Raw genomic sequence first — 16,708 nt, 5'->3', positions numbered from 1 at the left:
TTATCGGACAACCGCAGCCCGGCGCAGCCGGTCGTTGATCGCTTCGCCCAAATCCTCTTCCGGGATCGGCATCACCGCAATCACTCGCGGGCTTTGCGCATCGAGGGCGCGAAGATAGCCGAACAGATTGGCAGCGGCTTCATCGAGATCACCGGCGGGCGACAAATTCATGACAGCGGCGGCAGCGTCAACACCAGGCAGGCGCCCAGAGCCGAACGCCAGCAGCGCCTCCCCCGGCATGACCTCGCGCGCATCGAGCCGCACATTGGCGCGCGGCGCGTAATGCGAGGCCAGCATGCCCGGGGCCAGCGGCTGGCTGTCGTCGCTTTCGGCTTCCACGGGTGGCCGTGCCAAGGGCATGCCCAGTACCGCCTCGATCCGCTCGCGTGAGAGCCCGCCGGGACGGAGCAGCATCGGCGCCTCGAAGCAGCCGACGATGGTTGATTCGACGCCGACCGCGACCGGCCCACCGTCGACGATCAGGTCGATCCGCCCCGACAAGTCGCTCTCGACATGGGCGGCCAGCGTCGGCGAGACGTGGCCGGAGATGTTGGCGGACGGCGCCACCACGGCCCCGCCGAAGGCGCGCAGGATCGCTTGCGCGACGGGGTGGGCGGGAATGCGGATCGCGACCGTGTCGAGGCCGGCGGTGGCGAGATCCGCGACCGGGCAGCCCTCGGTCTTCGGCACCACCAGCGTCAGCGGCCCCGGCCAGAACGCCTCGGCGAGCTCTAGCGCGCGCGCGTCGAACCGTCCAATCCGCCGTGCGGCCTTTAGGTCGGCAACATGCGCGATCAGCGGATTGAACGCCGGCCGCCCCTTGGCGGCGTAGAGATGGGCGATCGCCGCGGCGTTGGCCGCGTCCGCCCCGAGCCCGTAAACCGTCTCGGTCGGAAACGCGACCAGCCCGCTGGCCGCCAGGGTCCGGGCGGCGGCTTCCGCCCCGGCCTCGCCGGCCGGCAAAATCAGCGTTTCAAGACCCGTTTTCACAGGGATAAAATTCCTCATCTCGGCCGCTTGCAGTGCGTCAAACCCGACGCTATAAGCCGCCTTCTTGTCGGAGTGTGGCTCAGCCCGGTAGAGCACTGCGTTCGGGACGCAGGGGTCGCAGGTTCGAATCCTGCCACTCCGACCATTCTTCCAAAAGTCGACGTTTTCCAGAGGCTTGGCAGACCGGCTGCCAACCTCAGGAGCTCTTTTGCAACGATTTTGGACGCGGGTCTACGGGCGACTTGCGACGGGCGGGGCGATCTGCGCGGTCGGCAAGATGCGGAACGTCTTTGGCTGTGCTGAGATCGGTGTCGACGAGAAACGCCGAATCAAGGTTGGCTGCTCCGTCGAGCTGGGCTCCTGTCATCTGGCATCGCCTTAGGATGGCATCGCTAAAATTTGCCCCTCCGAGATTCGCTTCGGAAAAATTTACATCGCGGAAGTAGGTTTCGTCCAACGAGGCTTCGTTGAGGGAAGCGCCACTCAAGTCACACTCTATAAGCTTTGCAGCGAGCAGATTGGCTTCGGTGAGGTCGGCGCCGCGAAGGTTCACACGAAAGAGAAGAGCGCCAATCAGCTGCGCATTCCGCAGAGACGCATCCGTCATGGTCGTCACCTCGAAATCGAGCATCCTGCAGGGTTCTCCGTCGAGATCGATGGCCGGAAGATACGCAAAGGTAGGAAAAAGAGCTCCCGCTCGCCAGTGAGCGGCGTTGATGCGATTGCACAGCGATGTGAAATAGCCCCCGCCGCCTGGGGCAAATCTTCGTCTGTCCCCCTGGAAGCGGAGGTAGTTCCTCCGAAGGCAATCGCGACCTGGCTCTAGGCCCCCCGAAGCCGGCAAACTAGCATACACGGCAGCCGTGATCTGCATGAGGGCCTCGCCGAGGTGCCCGTCTAAAGCCGTGCTCCTGATGGGATCTGCGGTAGTCGTCGAATCGAACGGCAGGGCATGCTCGAGCAACTCATTGATGAAGGCAGCCTGCCACACTTTCGCTCCGCGCCGCATCAGCGGTTGCGGCCTCAGATGAACGCCTTCGGCCCACCAAATGTAAACGTCGAGCAACAGGTCGCCGATCCATTCCCAACGCTCAGGTTCGGCTTGAATCTCGCTGTTCAAAAGCCAAAGGATGTGATCTCGGACGTCGCGCGTAAGCCATTGGGGCGCAAGCAGCCGCGCGAGGGCACGGCTTGCCTTGAATTGCGGTGTCCCGTCGGGGAAGTCCTGCCAATACGCGACCTTGGGTGCGGCGAGCGGCCCGGACATTCCTTGCGAAAGTTCTTTGACGACGGCAACAACGGCCTCGGCGAAGAGATACTCCCGGAAGCTTTTGTGGAGGAATTCGCAGCCGATATTGGTGTTTCCACCCTTGAAGTAGAAATTGATGACGAGCTCGTGGAGAACGCTATCGTATGTTGCGTCGCTGACGAGGCCGCGCAAGCCTTGCTCCGAACGCCATGCATCGATCGTTTCGTTGTCGTCCTCAAGCCGGCTGCTGAGTTCGGTGAAGGAAATTGCCTCTCGACCCAAAACGGTAATGACTGCTGCGACCCTGTGCAACAGATGGCGCAACGACTCACCGCCGCGATGGACTGTATCTTGCAGGTCTTCGCTTCGTCCCTTTCCAGCATGAGCGACGGTGATGTCGACGAGGGCCTTGTAAAGTGCAGTTGGCTCCGCGACCAGTTGAGCTGGATCGACGTCCGTTTCGGCTAAGGTCCGAAACGTCAAATAGGCCAAGAGTGGCGATCCCACGACCTCCATGCTATGGCTTTCCGTGTCGTCAGATGTCGAGAACCACTGCTCGTACTGCTTGAAGACAGCTTCGAGTCGGGCGTGATCCAGCGACCATTGCGCGACCTGGCCGACTTTTTCAGCGCGCTTGAGGTTAGTCGCAATTGCCTCGGCAAAGCCCCGCAACATGACCGGGGTCAAGTGGCGGACCGTGAGAACGGGCGTGTTGGGTTTCAAAATTCCGCTGCTGCGGACCTCAGCCGATGGGCGTCCAGTCAGGATGAGGCGTACGGACGTGCCCGGACGGCCGATAAAATATTCCCGGATTCTGGGCAGCCAAGTCTGAAGCTGCGCCTGGTAGCTGGTATTGCCGGTCAGCGAAACCTCGTCCCAGCCGTCGAGGATGAAAACGAGCTGAGAGATTTGGGCCTTTCCGAGTTTGAAAACCCGGCTGAGTGCATCAGAGGTGATAATCGACTGCCCCGGGCGAGGGGGCTCCTCATCAACAGGTCCAATGCGCAACGCGTCCTCGATCAATTCATTGGCGCTGTCGAACGTCGTGAGCCGAAAGTCGCGAAAACGGACCAGAATGGGCCGCAGTCCGCGCGTCAACAGCTCATTGGCGAGCCGCAACGTAAACGCTGATTTCCCGCAGCCCGGCGGCCCTTGGACGACGATGAGCTCCTTGAATTTCGGATCGGAAAACAGCTCAACGACCGTGTCGACGAGATTGTGACGGCCGCCACTCGCTTCATGGTCCTTGAACGGATCCTTGCGAGCTTTTTCGTCAGCGATCTCCGACCAGAGCAGGCGCCCACAATCGGTTTCCGCATAAATATCGCGCAGCGAATACGGTTCGCGCCCCCAGACCTGCGCGTCCGAAAATTGCCAACGCAGCCACGCGTGATGGGCGGCGAGATAGCTCTCGGCCGTTGGTTTGGCCGCCTGCAATCCTTCCATTTGCCGCAGCAGGCAATCATCAAAGTCTCCGAAAATCTTGATCGCTTGAAAGTCGTCAAGGATGCCTGCCGATTCTATCTTTTCGCTTGGGCAGATCGGTATGATGGGTATCCCGGTCAGCCTGTGCCGCTCGCGCAAGAACCACCACTCGCGCCGGCACCACTCAGACTGGGCGGCCTCCGCTCCGATAATCGCGACAGCGGCCGAGCATTCCATGAGCCATCGATAAAGGTCGCTTGACCAGAGACTGCCGGCCTCGATGCTCACATCGCGCAAGATGTCGAAGCCCTTGACGCTCAGTATGGCTTCGATGCGCCGAACGATCTCTGCAGTTGGCTCGTGGTTGCGCTTGTAGCTGATAAAAACGGTCGGCTTCAGCATCGGCCATCTCGGTTAGTTTGGCGGGCCAGGAAGGCCGGTCGCCGGGGTTGTAGTATAGATTGTACCAGAAGTGGACAGGCGCTCATCTGCAGTCAGCGAGGAAGGAGCCGTCCTCAATTGGTACGCACAAAGGCAGTGCATGCCTGTCGCCTTCAAGCAAACTTGGTCTCGCCGTAACCTCGGAGTCTCACCGATTCTTCGCTCGAATGTCATGCGAAGTCCCCTACAGCCACAGCGCGAAGTGCGATAGTGAACGGCGCCCGGCGCCACCGCCTAGGTCTCGTCCTCGTGAGGCCGCTCAGATGGACTCCACGAACGCCGTCAACGATCGCTCGATCGGTTGGATGTTTCCCTGCGTGGGCAGCGCTGCGTAGATGTCGCCGCCGAGATCGGCGGGCAGTTTGCATCCGGACTCCCGGATGATGAGAACGTTGTTCTTTCCCTTCAGCCCGATGAAGTAGCCTGCCTCGAACACGACGTTGTCCCGGGGCACGGCGGCGATGCCGGGCGGCGGATCGGCGAGATCATCATCCTTGGTGAAGAGGAATATGCCGCCGATCGACCTCGCAGCCGCCTGCTCGATCTGGTCCAGGATGGTCCGGCCCGGAATGAAGTCCGTCTGCCAGTCCAGCACTTCGGCGCCGAGGCTTTTCAGATAGGTCTTGATCGATTGCGCGGTCGGGCTGGACGTGCCCGCGTAGCCGAGGAAGACGTCCTTGCGCTCCCTCAGCTTGCCCAGCCAGTAATTGAACGGCACCAGGAATTCGTCCGTGTGCAGCCAATCGACGTCCGCGTTGCCGTCAAATCCGCCGACGAACCCGGCAAAGTTGAGGTCGAATACGACGCGGCGCTTGATGTCGCGCTGCGCCAGGACCAGCATCGGCAATCCGAGGGTCCGGGTGAGAGCGCCCTCATAATGGTTGAATTCGGTCGGCAGCAGGACCGGCTGCGAATTCGCGTCATTGAAATTCCAGCGTGCCATTCCGAGCAGCGCGGCACCGACGCAGCGTCGCGCGATTTCATCCGCGTCGCGAGGATGCCAGGATCGCGAAGATGCCAGCCCTGGCTTTCCTCTCGGGTTGGTAAAGACCTCCGGGACGAAATTGTGCTTTTCGATCTCGTCGACGATGGCCCATTTCAGGCGATTGAGGTTCGGAGGCAACCAGGGATCCGCGGGCAAGCTCACATAAATTCGACGCGTGACTGACATTGGCTATCCAGACAATCAAATGCATCCAAAAGCTGTGTGGTCGAAAGATATCTACCAATCTGACAGGGTGCCTCATTCAAGTCAAAGGGGTTGCTTGCAAGTCAAAGCGGTTGCATGGCGGACGCGACGGGTCGGCCAGGTCAGGAGGTATGGTGCGACCCGGATCGGCGCGTCCTGATCTTCACCGCCGCGCCACCAGCACCCCCACCAGAAACGCCACCAGCAGCGACGGCAGCGGTGCCTCGCGCACCATCCCGCGAACGATGTCTTGCCAGTGCTGCTCGGGGACCAGTCTCGGCGATCGCACGTGGGGCGCCGGCTCGATGCCCCAGCTTGATGCGAGCTCGGCGATCTCGCTTTGCGCCAGGCGCACGCCGTCACGGACGCGGAAGACCGCGGCCTCGGATCGCTCGCGCGGCGCGAGCAGCATCAAGGTCTCGACGGCGGTGCGCAGCGTCATTTCGCCGTAGCCCTGCAGCCTTACCGATTCCTCGGGGTCAGACGTCATGGGAAATCCCTCACAACGCGAAGTCGTGCGCGATGATGAAGGCCGCTGTCGCGCGCGTGACATGGAAATGGACGTCGCGGAGCTTGGTTCCGTGCGTGCGGCGCGAATCGGCGGCCTGACTACTTCCGCAGCAGCTCGCTCAGGGCCGCCGTCGCCTCGGCGCAGCGGATGTCGTCGATTTCGCGCGACAGGCTGAGCGCGCTCGCTCTCAGCTCTTCGAGTTTCCAGCTGTCCGGATGCTGGTTTTCGAGCTGGCCGAGCCGCTTGTTCAGGTCGTCCAGTCTCGATTGAAGCTGCCCGATGCTGGCGGCTCCATTCACTTTCCAAACGCGTTGTGCACGCATCGTGATTCCCCTGGTAGTCTCACGGCCTTGTGAGAGCGGTTCGTGGCCGGAATGGGAGTTTGTTTTGTCCGGCTTCAGACCGTGGGGAACCGTTGCAGATCTGCAACGAAATTCCCTGAATTGTCGGCGTGCACGCGCCAGCGCCGCACGATGATACCCGCAGGCACGGAATTTGATTGTGTCATCGGCACGCAGGGCCGAGACGGCCTGCGCGTGCGGTGCATCGCCTGGATAGGCTCGGGCCCGGCGCAATCAGAAATGCAAGGAATGACGCGTGGCGAGATTTATGACCATCGCAGCCGGCCAGCTCGGCCCGATCGCGAGGAGCGAGACCAGGACCGCGGTGGTGGCGCGGCTGATGGCGCTGATGCGCCAGGCGCGGACGTGCGGCTGCGACCTGCTCGTCTATCCCGAGCTGGCGCTGACCACGTTCTTTCCACGCTGGTACTTTGCGGACCAGGCCGAGATCGACAGCTTCTTCGAGCGAGAGATGCCGGGCCCCGAAACGCAGGCGTTGTTCGATCTCGCGCGCGAGCTCGGCATCGGCTTCTGTCTCGGCTATGCCGAGCTGACGGTCGAGGCCGGGATGGTCAGGCGCTACAACACGTCCATCCTCGTCGACAAGAGCGGCGCGATCGTCTTGAAGTACCGCAAGGTGCATCTGCCCGGACATGCCGAGCACGAGCCGTGGCGCGAATTCCAGCATCTGGAGAAGCGCTACTTCGAGCCGGGCAGCGGCTTCGGCGTGGTCGATGCCTTCGGCGGCGTCATGGGCATGGCGATCTGCAACGACCGCCGCTGGAGCGAGACCTACCGCGTGATGGGCCTGCAGGGCGTCGAGATGGTGCTGATCGGCTACAACACGCCGGTGCACAATCCGCCCGCGCCCGAGCATGACGATCTCTCGCTGTTTCACAATCATCTGGTGATGCAGGCCGGCGCCTATCAGAACGGCACCTTCGTGGTCGGCGTCGCCAAGGCGGGCATCGAGGAGGGCGTCGATCACATCGGCGGCAGCTGCATCATCGCGCCCTCCGGCGAGATCATCGCGGCCTGCACCACCAAGGGCGACGAGATCGCGCTGGCGCGCTGCGATCTCGATCTCTGCAATTCCTACAAGCGCACCACCTTCAATTTCGACGTCCACCGCCAGCCGCAGGCCTACGGGATGATCGTGGAACGGAAGGGCGTGACGACGATGGCGGATGGGACGGCGGTATCCAGGAGGGGGTGATGCTCCCGTAGCCCTGATGGAGCCAACGGGTCGGCGCGAAGCGCCGCCCTATGACAGGCTCCGCGTAATCCGGGACTGCTCGCGGCATTCTGCACTTTCCCGGATTACGCTGGCGCTCCATCCAGGCTACGGGACCGGGCTGTGTCGCCGGACTGTCAACCCACCCGCGCAAAAATATGCCGCTTTACCGAAATTCGGAAATATCGTATGTGTCGCCCATCCCGGCTCAGTCTTGAGGGGCGATCATGAGGTCGTCATTGTCGCGAGCCGGGCTTGCGGTGGACGCAGCAGCGTCGTGTACGAGATGTCAAGGGCGGGGCGGATTGCTCTCCGTGAGCCCGAAAACTGCGTGCGGACGAACGGCGCTGTCAGGTTCGTCGTGCCAGTATTTCGGCGGCAACGTGCACAACGCTGTCGAACCCTGTGGCGCCAACGAACCGTGCGTACGGCAAAACCGTGTGGTCCTGGCCGTCGTTGCTACGGTCAAGCTCTTGCGGAGGCGGCAGCTGCGTCAACCGGCGCGGTCGCCGGTGAATTTCGCGAAGGCGAGGGAGGCCAGAAGGAACTCGGCTCCCGGGAGAGCGCGGCATAAGCCGTCCGACCATCGCGCAGGGAAGGCCGTGTGTTGGGCTTCACCTGTATGCTGCTGTGCGGTTTTCTGCGTGTGCCTTTTGCGCAGCGGACCGCGGGTGCCGCCGGCACCCGGCCTTCCCTGCGCCCTCTTGGCTCAAGGGGGCGGCGAGATGAAGCAAAGCTCGGGCGAATTGAGCCGCGAGAACGTGAAGCCGCGTCTGCGGCCACACACGCGCTGTCATCGCCCGGCTCGACCGGACGATCCAGTACTCCGAGACGGCAGTGATTGAATCGAGAGGCTGCGGCGTACTGGATTCCCCCGCTTTCGCGCCGCTTTCGCGGGGAATGACAGCGTCACTTGGAGAACCAAGCTGTCACTCCATACTCCGTCATTGCGAGGAGCCCTTGCGACGAAGCAATCCAGAATCCCTCCACGGAAAGACTCTGGATTGCTTCGCTGCGCTCGCAATGACGACCTGGAGAGCGCGCGCCACATTCCGCGCTCGTGCCCCGGACGCAGTGCAGCGCCCCGGCGATGCGAAGCATCGTCCGGTGCGGTGCGCTGCAGAGCCGGGGCCCATCGATCCGCGCCGTGTCGTGTTGCCCTGGGTCCCGGTTCTGCCCGGGGCACGAGGATGACGATGCCGTCGTTTGACCACCCATTCACAACCACGTGTCTTTATTCGGGAACAATCATTCCCTATTATGCCGCAATGCAAAAGACCGCCCGCCGATCTCCGTCTGCCCGGACGCCCGGCCGCCCCCGGGAATTCGACATGGACACCGCGCTCGACCGCGCCGTGCGGGTGTTTCGCGAGCGCGGTTATCATGCCACCTCGATCGGCGACCTCACCGCGGCGATGCGGCTCGCTACGGGAAGCATCTATAAGGCGTTTCGCGACAAGCATGCGGTGTTCCTCGCCGCCTTCGAGCGCTACACGGCGCTGCGCCAGGAGCAGACCCGCAGCGCGGCGGCGCGCGGTGCAAACGGCCGCGAGCGGATCCGCCACGTGTTGCTGTCCTATGTCGAGCATTCCCGGGGCAGCGAGGGGCGGCGCGGCTGCCTCGTCGTCGGCAGCGCGGTGGAGCTGTCCGCGCTCGATCCGGTCGTTGGCGCCCGGGTCAATGCGCAGCTCAAGAGCAACGAAAGCTTCATCGCCGGCCTCATCCGCGAGGGGCAGGCGGACGGCTCGATTCCACGCCAAGTCGCGGCCGACGACACCGCGCGGCTGATGATCTGCATCACGCAAGGCCTGCGCGTCGTCGGCAAGGCCCGCCTGCCGCTCGACGGGGAGCGCCTCGTCGGCGTCGCGATGAAGCTGCTCGCCTGATCTTTTTGCCACAATAGGGAATAGTCATTCCCTATATCCTTTGGAGTCCATGCGAATGACGATGAATGCCACGATCGAGACCGCGCCTGGGCCGGATGCGGTGTCGCAGCGCCTGACTGTCGTCCTCGCCGCGGCCTGTGGCATGGTCGCCGCCAACATCTACTATGCCCAGCCGCTGATCGCCCCGATCAGTGCCGCGCTCGGCCTCTCGCATGCAGCGGCGGGACTGATCGTCACCATGACGCAGATCGGCTACGGCACCGGGCTGCTGCTGATCGTGCCGCTCGGCGATCTCGTCGAGAACCGCACCCTGATCTGCTCGGTGATCACGCTCGGCGCTGCGGCGCTGCTCGCCGCCGCGTTTGCGACCCATGCGCTGCCGTTCCTGATCGCCGCGCTGTTCATCGGGCTCGGCTCGGTCGCCGTGCAGATCATCATTCCCTATGCGGCGCATCTGGCACCCGAAGCGATCCGCGGCCGCGTCGTCGGCAACGTCTCGACCGGCCTGATGCTCGGCATCATGCTGGCGCGTCCGGTGTCGAGCTTCGTCACAGCCGTGCTGTCGTGGCACGCGGTGTTCTTCTGCTCCGCCGCGCTGATGATCGTGCTCACGGCCGTGCTCTGGATGACGCTGCCGAAGCGCAAGCCGGTCACGCGGATGCACTACGGCACGCTGCTGCTGTCGATGCCGCACCTGGTGCGGGCCACGCCGCTGCTGCGACGCCGCGCGCTCTACCAGGCGAGCCTGTTCGGCGCTTTCACCCTGTTCTGGACGGTGGCGCCGCTCCAACTCGCCGGCGAATTCGGCTTCTCCCAGCGCGGTATCGCGCTGTTTGCGCTGGCCGGCGTCGCCGGCGTGTTCGCCGCACCGATTGCTGGACGCCTCGCCGACCATGGTCATAGCCGCATCGCGACACTGGTCGCGATGCTGCTCGCGGCCGCCGGCTTTCTCGTGACCTATATCGGCGCGCCCGGCTCGATGCTGAACCTCGCCTGTCTGGTCGTGGCCGCGATTGCCATCGATGTCGGTGTCCAAGGCAACGTCGTGCTCGGCTTCCGCGCCATCTTCGCACTCGGGCACGAGCACCGCAGCCGCCTCAACGGCCTCTACATGGCGACATTCTTCGCCGCCGGCGCGGCCGGCTCCGCCGTCGGAGCCTTTGCCTTCGCGCAAGGTGGCTGGGCGCTCGCATCGGCCATTGGCCTTGCTCTGCCCGTCGCGGGCCTGCTCTATGCGGCGACCGAATAGCTGCCGGCATGGCCGCCGATGGTGCGATGCTGCCCGTTTACCAACCCCGCGAGCACGCAATTTCCGTCTCGCGGTCCTGGCGCCGCTGTAGTACTTTGGTTGCAAACGCACCTGGTTAACGGGCGGCAGGGGGAGGCTGATGAGGCGTGCGGGGCTGTTTGGCGTACCGCGGGTACGGCCATGGTCGTGGCAGGCGTTTCTGCTCGGGCTGGCCGTCGTCGCAATGTCGGCCGTAGTTCAGGGCATCTGTGTCGCGCTCGGCGCAAAGCTCTATCTCGCGGCGTTCCTGCCCGGCCTGTTCGTGCTTGCGCTCGTGGCGGGCGCACCGGCGGCGGCATTCGCCGCGTTGCTCACTGTTCCGCTGGTGTGGTGGGCGTTCATGCCGCCCGTCTTCCGGTTCACCCCGTTGACCAACGCGAATGCCGACTCCATCAACCTGTTCTGCCTCCTGGCCGTGCTCCTGATCGGCTTTGCCGATCTCTGCCGCGAGACGGTGACGATCATCAGAAGCGGCGGGCTGAAGGCTTCGGGCGACAGCGCGGCAACCAATCCGCAATAGATCGTGCCGCGCACGTTGCGCTCGCGCAACAGTCCGGCAACCATCCGCGAACTTGCCGCGCGCCGCTAACTTTTCGAAAAAGATTTGGCCGCAGTTTCTCCCGCGGGAATGACGAGGGAGTTTTCGGACATGAACGGTCACGCCATCTTGGAGAACGTGCGCCGCTACCGCGGCATCGCATCGCTCTATCGCCAGACCGCTGCGTTCCGCCCGGGCCAGAGCTGGTCGCTGCTGGAGCAGGCGAGGGATTGGGAAGCGCGGGCGCTGTCGGAGTTGGAAGCCTATTTCGCGACGCGCACGGACTGCACCGCCCCGCTCGCAGCCTGATCGTCAACGATCGGCGTGGCCGTGAACCGGCCCGCCGAAGGCGCGACCGCCCACGGGGCAATTACGGAGTTGTCTCCGCATCCTGCTGTGCTAGCAACGGACCGATCGAGACATTCTTCACGTCGGCCGGGGCACGCGATGACCACCTTCAACCGCATCTTCACGACGGAGCGTCTGCTCCAGATCATCGTGGTGCTGGCGGCGACCGTCGCCATGAAGCTGATGAGCTGAGCGCCGGCCGGCTATCGGCCGCCGAGTTCGGGCACGTCAGGCAGATAATTCGATCCTTCCGAGCCCAGGAAATCGAACATCGCCTGCGCCGGCGGCAGCAGCACCTTGTCGCTGCGGCGGATCACGTACCATTGCCGCACGATCGGCAGGCCGGCGACGTCGAGCACGATGAGCCGGCCTTCGGCGAGCTCATGCGCGACCGTGTGGGCCGAGATGAAGGCGATGCCGAGCCCGGCGATCACCGCCTGCTTGATGGTCTCGTTGCTGCTCATCTCCATGCCGATGATCGGCTCGAGATCCGACTTCTGGAACATGCCCTCCATCAGCGTCCGCGTGCCCGAGCCGGGCTCGCGGGTGAGGAATGTCTCGTGCACGAGGTCGGTCAGGTTGAGGCCGGAATCCTTCTCCAGCCAGTGGCCCTTGCGCGCGACGATGATGTGCGGATTGCGCCCGAGCTGGCGGACGTCGACGGTGACGTCGGCCGGTGGCCGACCCATCACCGCGAAGTCGAGATCGTAGCCATGCATGGCCTCGCGGATCTCCTCGCGATTGCCAATGGTCAGCTTGATCTCGATCTTGGGATAGCGCTTGGAGAACGCCGCGATCGCGTGCGGCACGAAATATTTCGCGGTCGAGACCGCGCCGAGCTGCACCGTGCCGCCGGTCCGCCCCGCAAGCAGGTCGAGCGCGCCCTGGCAATCCATGATCGCGGCCTCGACCCGCTCGGCCAGCGCCAGCACCTCCTTGCCTGCTTCCGTCAGCAGCATGCCGTCCCCCGTCCGCTGCACCAGGGGCAGACCGGCGAGGTCCTGAAGCTGCCGGAGCTGCTGGGTCACGGCCGGCTGCGTCAGCCCGAGATGGCTCGAGGCCGCCGTCACGCTGCCCTTGGCCGACAGCGCCGCGAGCGAGCGCAGCTGCCGGATCGTCAGATGCCGGAGCTGGGCCGCCGCATGGCCGGGACCATTATAAGAAAATTCTTTGAGGCTCATTATGATTAGAAATTTTCCTTATTAGGCTGCCCCTGTCAATCTCCTGATGCCGGGACTGACCGCTACCTGCCTCCAGCGGGGAGGAAAACTGGACGCGGCGCCGGCAAAGGGGATGGACGCAGATGACCGGGCAACTCAGGCTGGACGACCACCTTCAACGGTATTCAGAGACCGCACCTCACGCGCTCGCGGTGGCAGGTGCCGTCGACGCCATCGCGACAGCGGCGATCGAGATCGCCGATCTCATCGCCTCCGGCGATCTCGCCGACGCCTCAGGCCTGACGACGGGCCTCAACAGCGATGGCGATGTCCAACGGGATCTCGACGTCCAGGCCGACGCGATCCTGCGCCGCTGCCTCGGTCGGCTGCCGATCGCGGCGCTGGCGTCGGAGGAGATGCGCGAGGCCCAGATCGTCGACCGTCAGGGGCGCATCTGCGTCGCGATCGATCCGCTCGACGGCTCCTCCAACATCGATATCAACATGACCGTCGGCACGATCTTCTCGATCCTGCCAACACCTGATGATCTCTCACTCGCCTTCCATCAGCGCGGCTCGGCGCAGCTCGCGGCGGGCTTCGTCACCTACGGGCCGCAGACCTCGCTGGTGCTGACCCTCGGCGACGGCGTCGACATCTTCACGCTCGACCGCAAGGCCGGTTGCTTCCGTCTCGCGCGCAGCGCCGTGCAGATCTCCGAGACCTGCGAGGAGTTCGCGATCAACGCCTCGAACCGCCGGCATTGGGACCCGCCGGTGCGCGCCTTCATCGACGAATGCCTCGCCGGCGTCGAGGGGCCCGCCAACCACGATTTCAACATGCGCTGGATCGGCTCGCTGGTCGCGGAGGCCTATCGCATCCTCACCCGCGGTGGCGTGTTCCTCTACCCTTCCGACGCGCGGCCTGGCTATGGCGACGGCCGCCTGCGCCTCACCTACGAGGCGCACCCGATGGCGATGATCATCGAGCAGGCCGGCGGCTCGGCCTCGACCGGGCGCGAGCGCATCCTCGACCTCTCCGCGCAGAGCCTGCACCAGCGTGTGCCGCTGATGATGGGCTCGAGCAACGAGGTGCGCCGCGTCGAGGAGCTGCATTGCGATCCGCTGCTGGTCGCCAGCGTCTCAGCGCCGCTGTTCGCGCGGCGCGGATTCTTCCGACTCTGAGCGAGGCGTCCCATGTCCAGGAAGCATCCGATCATCTCCATCACCGGCTCCTCCGGCGCCGGCACCACCTCGGTCAAGAAGACCTTCGAGCAGATATTTTTCCGCGAGAAGGTCAACGCCGTCTACATCGAGGGCGACGCCTTCCATCGCTACGACCGCGCCGAGATGCGTGCGCAGATGGCCAAGGAGGCCGAGCGCGGCAACAAGCACTTCAGCCATTTCAGCCCCGAGACCAACCTGTTCGAGGAGCTGGAGCGCGCCTTTCGCGATTATGGTGAGACCGGCACCGCGGTGACACGGCACTATGTCCACGACGCCGAGGAGTCCGCGCTGCACGGCGCGGCGCCCGGCACCTTCACCGACTGGAAGCAGCTGCCGGAGAGCTCCGACCTGCTGTTCTACGAGGGCCTGCACGGCGCCGTGGTCACGGATAAGGTCAATGTCGCGCGTTATGCCGACCTCAAGATCGGCGTCGTGCCGGTCATCAATCTCGAATGGATCCAGAAGCTGCATCGCGACCGCAGCGCGCGCGGCTATTCGACCGAGGCCGTCACCGACACGATCCTGCGGCGGATGCCTGATTACATCCATTACATCTGCCCGCAATTCACCGAGACCGACATCAACTTCCAGCGCGTGCCGACGGTCGACACCTCCAATCCGTTCATCGCGCGCTGGATCCCGACGCCGGACGAATCGATGGTCGTGATCCGCTTCAAGAACCCGCGCGGCATCGATTTCCCTTACCTGCTGTCGATGCTGCCGCAGAGCTGGATGTCTCGCGCGAACTCGATCGTGTGCCCCGGCGCAAAGCTCGATCTCGCGATGCAGCTGATCCTGACGCCGCTGATCATGCAGCTGATCGAACGCAAGCGCAGCCTGAAGTGAACAGGGAGAGAACCCGATGAACATCTCCGTCCACGCCGAAGCCGACCTCACGGCGGTCACGCACCACGATCTCGCCAATGCCGTGCGCTTCCTCGCGGTCGACGCCATCGAGACATCGCAGTCCGGTCATCCCGGCCTGCCCATGGGCATGGCCGATGTCGCGACCGTGCTGTTCTCGCGTTTCCTGAAGTTCGACTCCGCGCACCCGAACTGGCCGGACCGCGACCGCTTCGTCCTGTCGGCGGGCCACGGATCGATGCTGCTCTATGCGCTGCTGCATCTGACCGGCGGCGACATCAGCCTCGACGACATCAAGGCCTTCAGGCAGTGGGGCTCGAAGACGCCGGGGCACCCGGAATATGGTCACACGCCTGGCGTCGAGACCACGACGGGACCACTGGGACAGGGGATTGCGACCGCGGTCGGCATGGCACTCGCCGAGCGCATGGCCAATGCGCGGCATGGCGATGGGCTCGTCGATCACTTCACCTATGTCATCGCGGGCGACGGCTGCCTGATGGAAGGTATCAGCCAGGAGGCGATCTCGCTTGCCGGCCATCTCGGGCTCGGTCGTCTCATCGTGCTGTTCGATGACAACGGCATCTCCATCGACGGGCCGACCTCGCTGGCAACGTCCGACGACCAGCTCGCGCGTTTCGCTGCCTCCGGCTGGTCGGTGCGCCGCGTGGACGGGCATGACCCCGAAGCCGTTGCGCAGGCGATTGCGGAGGAGCGGGAGACCGCAAAGCCGTCGCTGATCGCCTGCCGCACCATCATCGGTTATGGTGCGCCTGATAGACAGGGCACCGAGAAGGCGCATGGCGCGCCGCTCGGCACCGAGCAGACGGCAGCGGCGCGGCGGACGCTTGGTTGGGACTATCAGCCGTTCGTGGTGCCGATCCCCGTGCTCAAGGCTTGGCGGATGATCGGGCAGCGCGGGCAGGTCGATCGTCTCGCCTGGCTCGATCGCTACGAAGATGCGGCGCCGGAGCAGCGCGACCTGTTCGTCGAGGGCAAGGCCGTGACGCTGCCGGCCGCCTATGCGCTGGCCGCGGCGAAATTGCGCGAGCGCTTCGCCAGTGAGCGGCCGAAGCTTGCGACGCGGCAGGCCTCGCAACAGGTGCTCGATGCCATCGCCGGGACGATTCCCGGCCTGGTCGGCGGCTCCGCGGACCTGACGCATTCGAACCTGACGCATGCCAAGGCGCAGGCGCCGGTCAAGAGTGGCGCATTCGCCGGTGACTACATCCACTACGGCATCCGCGAGCACGGCATGGCCGCGGCGATGAATGGCCTCGCGCTGCATGGCGGCTTCATCCCGTACGGCGGCACGTTCCTCGCGTTCTCCGATTACAGCCGACCCGCGATCCGCCTTGCAGCCTTGATGCGGCTGCGCGTCATCCACGTGATGACGCACGACTCCATCGGGCTCGGAGAGGATGGCCCGACGCACCAGCCGGTCGAGCATCTCGCGGCGCTGCGCGTCATTCCAAACCTGCTGGTGTTCCGCCCGGCCGATGCGGTGGAGACGCTGGAGGCCTGGGACTGCGCGCTTGCGACAGAGCATCGACCGTCCGTGCTGTGCCTGTCGCGGCAGGCGTTACCGACCTTCCGCAGCGATGCGCGCGGCAAAAACCGTGTCGCACGCGGTGCTTACCTCGTTGTCTCCCCGGACGGTGGCCGCGACGTGACGCTCATCGCAACCGGCTCGGAAGTTTCGATCGCGCTGGAAGCTGCCCGCCTGCTCGCGACCGAGCACATCCGTGCGGCCGTCGTCTCGGCGCCGTGCCTCGCGCTGTTCGAGGAGCAGCCGGAGGACTACCGCGCCGCCGTGCTCGGCACTGCGCCGCGCGTCGGAATCGAGGCGGCCGTGCAGGGCGATTGGCATCGCTGGATCGGCGCCGACGGTGAATTCGTCGGCATGCGCGGCTTCGGCGCCTCGGCGCCGGCACCCGTGCTGTACCGCGAATTCGGCATCACGCCGCAGAGCATAGCGGAAGCCGCCCGCCGGGCGATTGCGCGCAAGAGTCAATAAGGAG

The 16,708-nt window shown here is 64.5% G+C and carries 14 protein-coding genes and 1 tRNA gene; 9 read left to right on the top strand and 6 right to left on the bottom strand.

Features of this window, described 5'->3' with window-relative positions; all coding sequences use genetic code 11:
- Entirely contained in the window at positions 1 to 990 is a 990-nt protein-coding gene (locus tag ACVIIV_RS34410; RefSeq protein ID WP_456748151.1) for an L-threonylcarbamoyladenylate synthase, read from the bottom strand.
- Between the two features lie 68 nt (positions 991 to 1,058).
- On the opposite strand from ACVIIV_RS34410, the gene ACVIIV_RS34405 reads away from it, so the two are divergent.
- A tRNA-Pro gene (locus tag ACVIIV_RS34405) sits at positions 1,059 to 1,135 on the top strand.
- 51 nt (positions 1,136 to 1,186) lie between these two features.
- On the opposite strand, the gene ACVIIV_RS34400 is transcribed toward ACVIIV_RS34405, so the two are convergent.
- The 4 genes from ACVIIV_RS34400 to ACVIIV_RS34385 form a co-directional block, all read right to left on the bottom strand.
- Positions 1,187 to 4,066 (bottom strand): pentapeptide repeat-containing protein, encoded by a 2,880-nt coding sequence (locus ACVIIV_RS34400; protein ID WP_456748150.1) that lies wholly within the window; start codon positions 4,064 to 4,066, stop codon positions 1,187 to 1,189.
- 298 nt (positions 4,067 to 4,364) lie between these two features.
- Positions 4,365 to 5,276 (bottom strand): nucleotide-binding protein, encoded by a 912-nt coding sequence (locus tag ACVIIV_RS34395; protein WP_456748149.1) that lies wholly within the window; start codon positions 5,274 to 5,276, stop codon positions 4,365 to 4,367.
- Positions 5,277 to 5,457: 181 nt separating this feature from the next.
- On the bottom strand, positions 5,458 to 5,784 hold the full coding sequence (locus ACVIIV_RS34390) for a hypothetical protein (RefSeq protein WP_456748148.1): 327 nt from the start codon (positions 5,782 to 5,784) through the stop codon (positions 5,458 to 5,460).
- Positions 5,785 to 5,903: 119 nt separating this feature from the next.
- The gene (locus ACVIIV_RS34385) at positions 5,904 to 6,128 is read right to left on the bottom strand and encodes a hypothetical protein (RefSeq protein WP_456748147.1); all 225 of its coding nucleotides are present in this window, start codon (positions 6,126 to 6,128) and stop codon (positions 5,904 to 5,906) included.
- 286 nt (positions 6,129 to 6,414) lie between these two features.
- Here ACVIIV_RS34385 and ACVIIV_RS34380 point away from each other — a divergent pair, with 286 nt between their 5' ends.
- From ACVIIV_RS34380 to ACVIIV_RS34360, 5 genes are all read left to right on the top strand, one after another.
- On the top strand, positions 6,415 to 7,362 hold the full coding sequence (locus ACVIIV_RS34380) for an N-carbamoyl-D-amino-acid hydrolase (RefSeq protein ID WP_456748903.1): 948 nt from the start codon (positions 6,415 to 6,417) through the stop codon (positions 7,360 to 7,362).
- Between the two features lie 1,286 nt (positions 7,363 to 8,648).
- The gene (locus ACVIIV_RS34375; protein WP_456748146.1) at positions 8,649 to 9,266 is read left to right on the top strand and encodes a TetR/AcrR family transcriptional regulator; all 618 of its coding nucleotides are present in this window, start codon (positions 8,649 to 8,651) and stop codon (positions 9,264 to 9,266) included.
- A gap of 55 nt (positions 9,267 to 9,321) precedes the next feature.
- A complete protein-coding gene (locus tag ACVIIV_RS34370; RefSeq protein WP_456748145.1) occupies positions 9,322 to 10,515 on the top strand; it encodes an MFS transporter in 1,194 nt (397 codons plus the stop codon).
- 139 nt (positions 10,516 to 10,654) lie between these two features.
- Complete coding sequence (locus ACVIIV_RS34365; RefSeq protein WP_456748144.1) at positions 10,655 to 11,074, top strand: DUF4118 domain-containing protein; 420 nt, start codon at positions 10,655 to 10,657, stop codon at positions 11,072 to 11,074.
- Between the two features lie 129 nt (positions 11,075 to 11,203).
- A complete protein-coding gene (locus tag ACVIIV_RS34360; RefSeq protein ID WP_027570913.1) occupies positions 11,204 to 11,401 on the top strand; it encodes a hypothetical protein in 198 nt (65 codons plus the stop codon).
- 242 nt (positions 11,402 to 11,643) lie between these two features.
- Here the strand turns inward: ACVIIV_RS34360 and ACVIIV_RS34355 are convergent, their stop codons facing one another.
- Positions 11,644 to 12,621 (bottom strand): LysR family transcriptional regulator, encoded by a 978-nt coding sequence (locus tag ACVIIV_RS34355; protein ID WP_456748143.1) that lies wholly within the window; start codon positions 12,619 to 12,621, stop codon positions 11,644 to 11,646.
- A gap of 122 nt (positions 12,622 to 12,743) precedes the next feature.
- Here ACVIIV_RS34355 and ACVIIV_RS34350 point away from each other — a divergent pair, with 122 nt between their 5' ends.
- The 3 genes from ACVIIV_RS34350 to tkt are packed head-to-tail and all read left to right on the top strand — an operon-like array spanning position 12,744 to position 16,704.
- Entirely contained in the window at positions 12,744 to 13,781 is a 1,038-nt protein-coding gene (locus ACVIIV_RS34350) for a class 1 fructose-bisphosphatase (protein WP_456748142.1), read from the top strand.
- Positions 13,782 to 13,793: 12 nt separating this feature from the next.
- Positions 13,794 to 14,669: a phosphoribulokinase gene (locus ACVIIV_RS34345; protein ID WP_456748141.1), complete on the top strand. Its 876-nt coding sequence runs from the start codon at positions 13,794 to 13,796 to the stop codon at positions 14,667 to 14,669.
- 16 nt (positions 14,670 to 14,685) lie between these two features.
- Complete coding sequence (gene tkt, locus ACVIIV_RS34340) at positions 14,686 to 16,704, top strand: transketolase (protein ID WP_456748140.1); 2,019 nt, start codon at positions 14,686 to 14,688, stop codon at positions 16,702 to 16,704.
- Positions 16,705 to 16,708 lie beyond the last annotated feature (4 nt).

It is taken from the genome of Bradyrhizobium sp. USDA 4354 (assembly GCF_054060315.1).
This window is presented reverse-complemented; position numbering and strand designations above follow the sequence as displayed.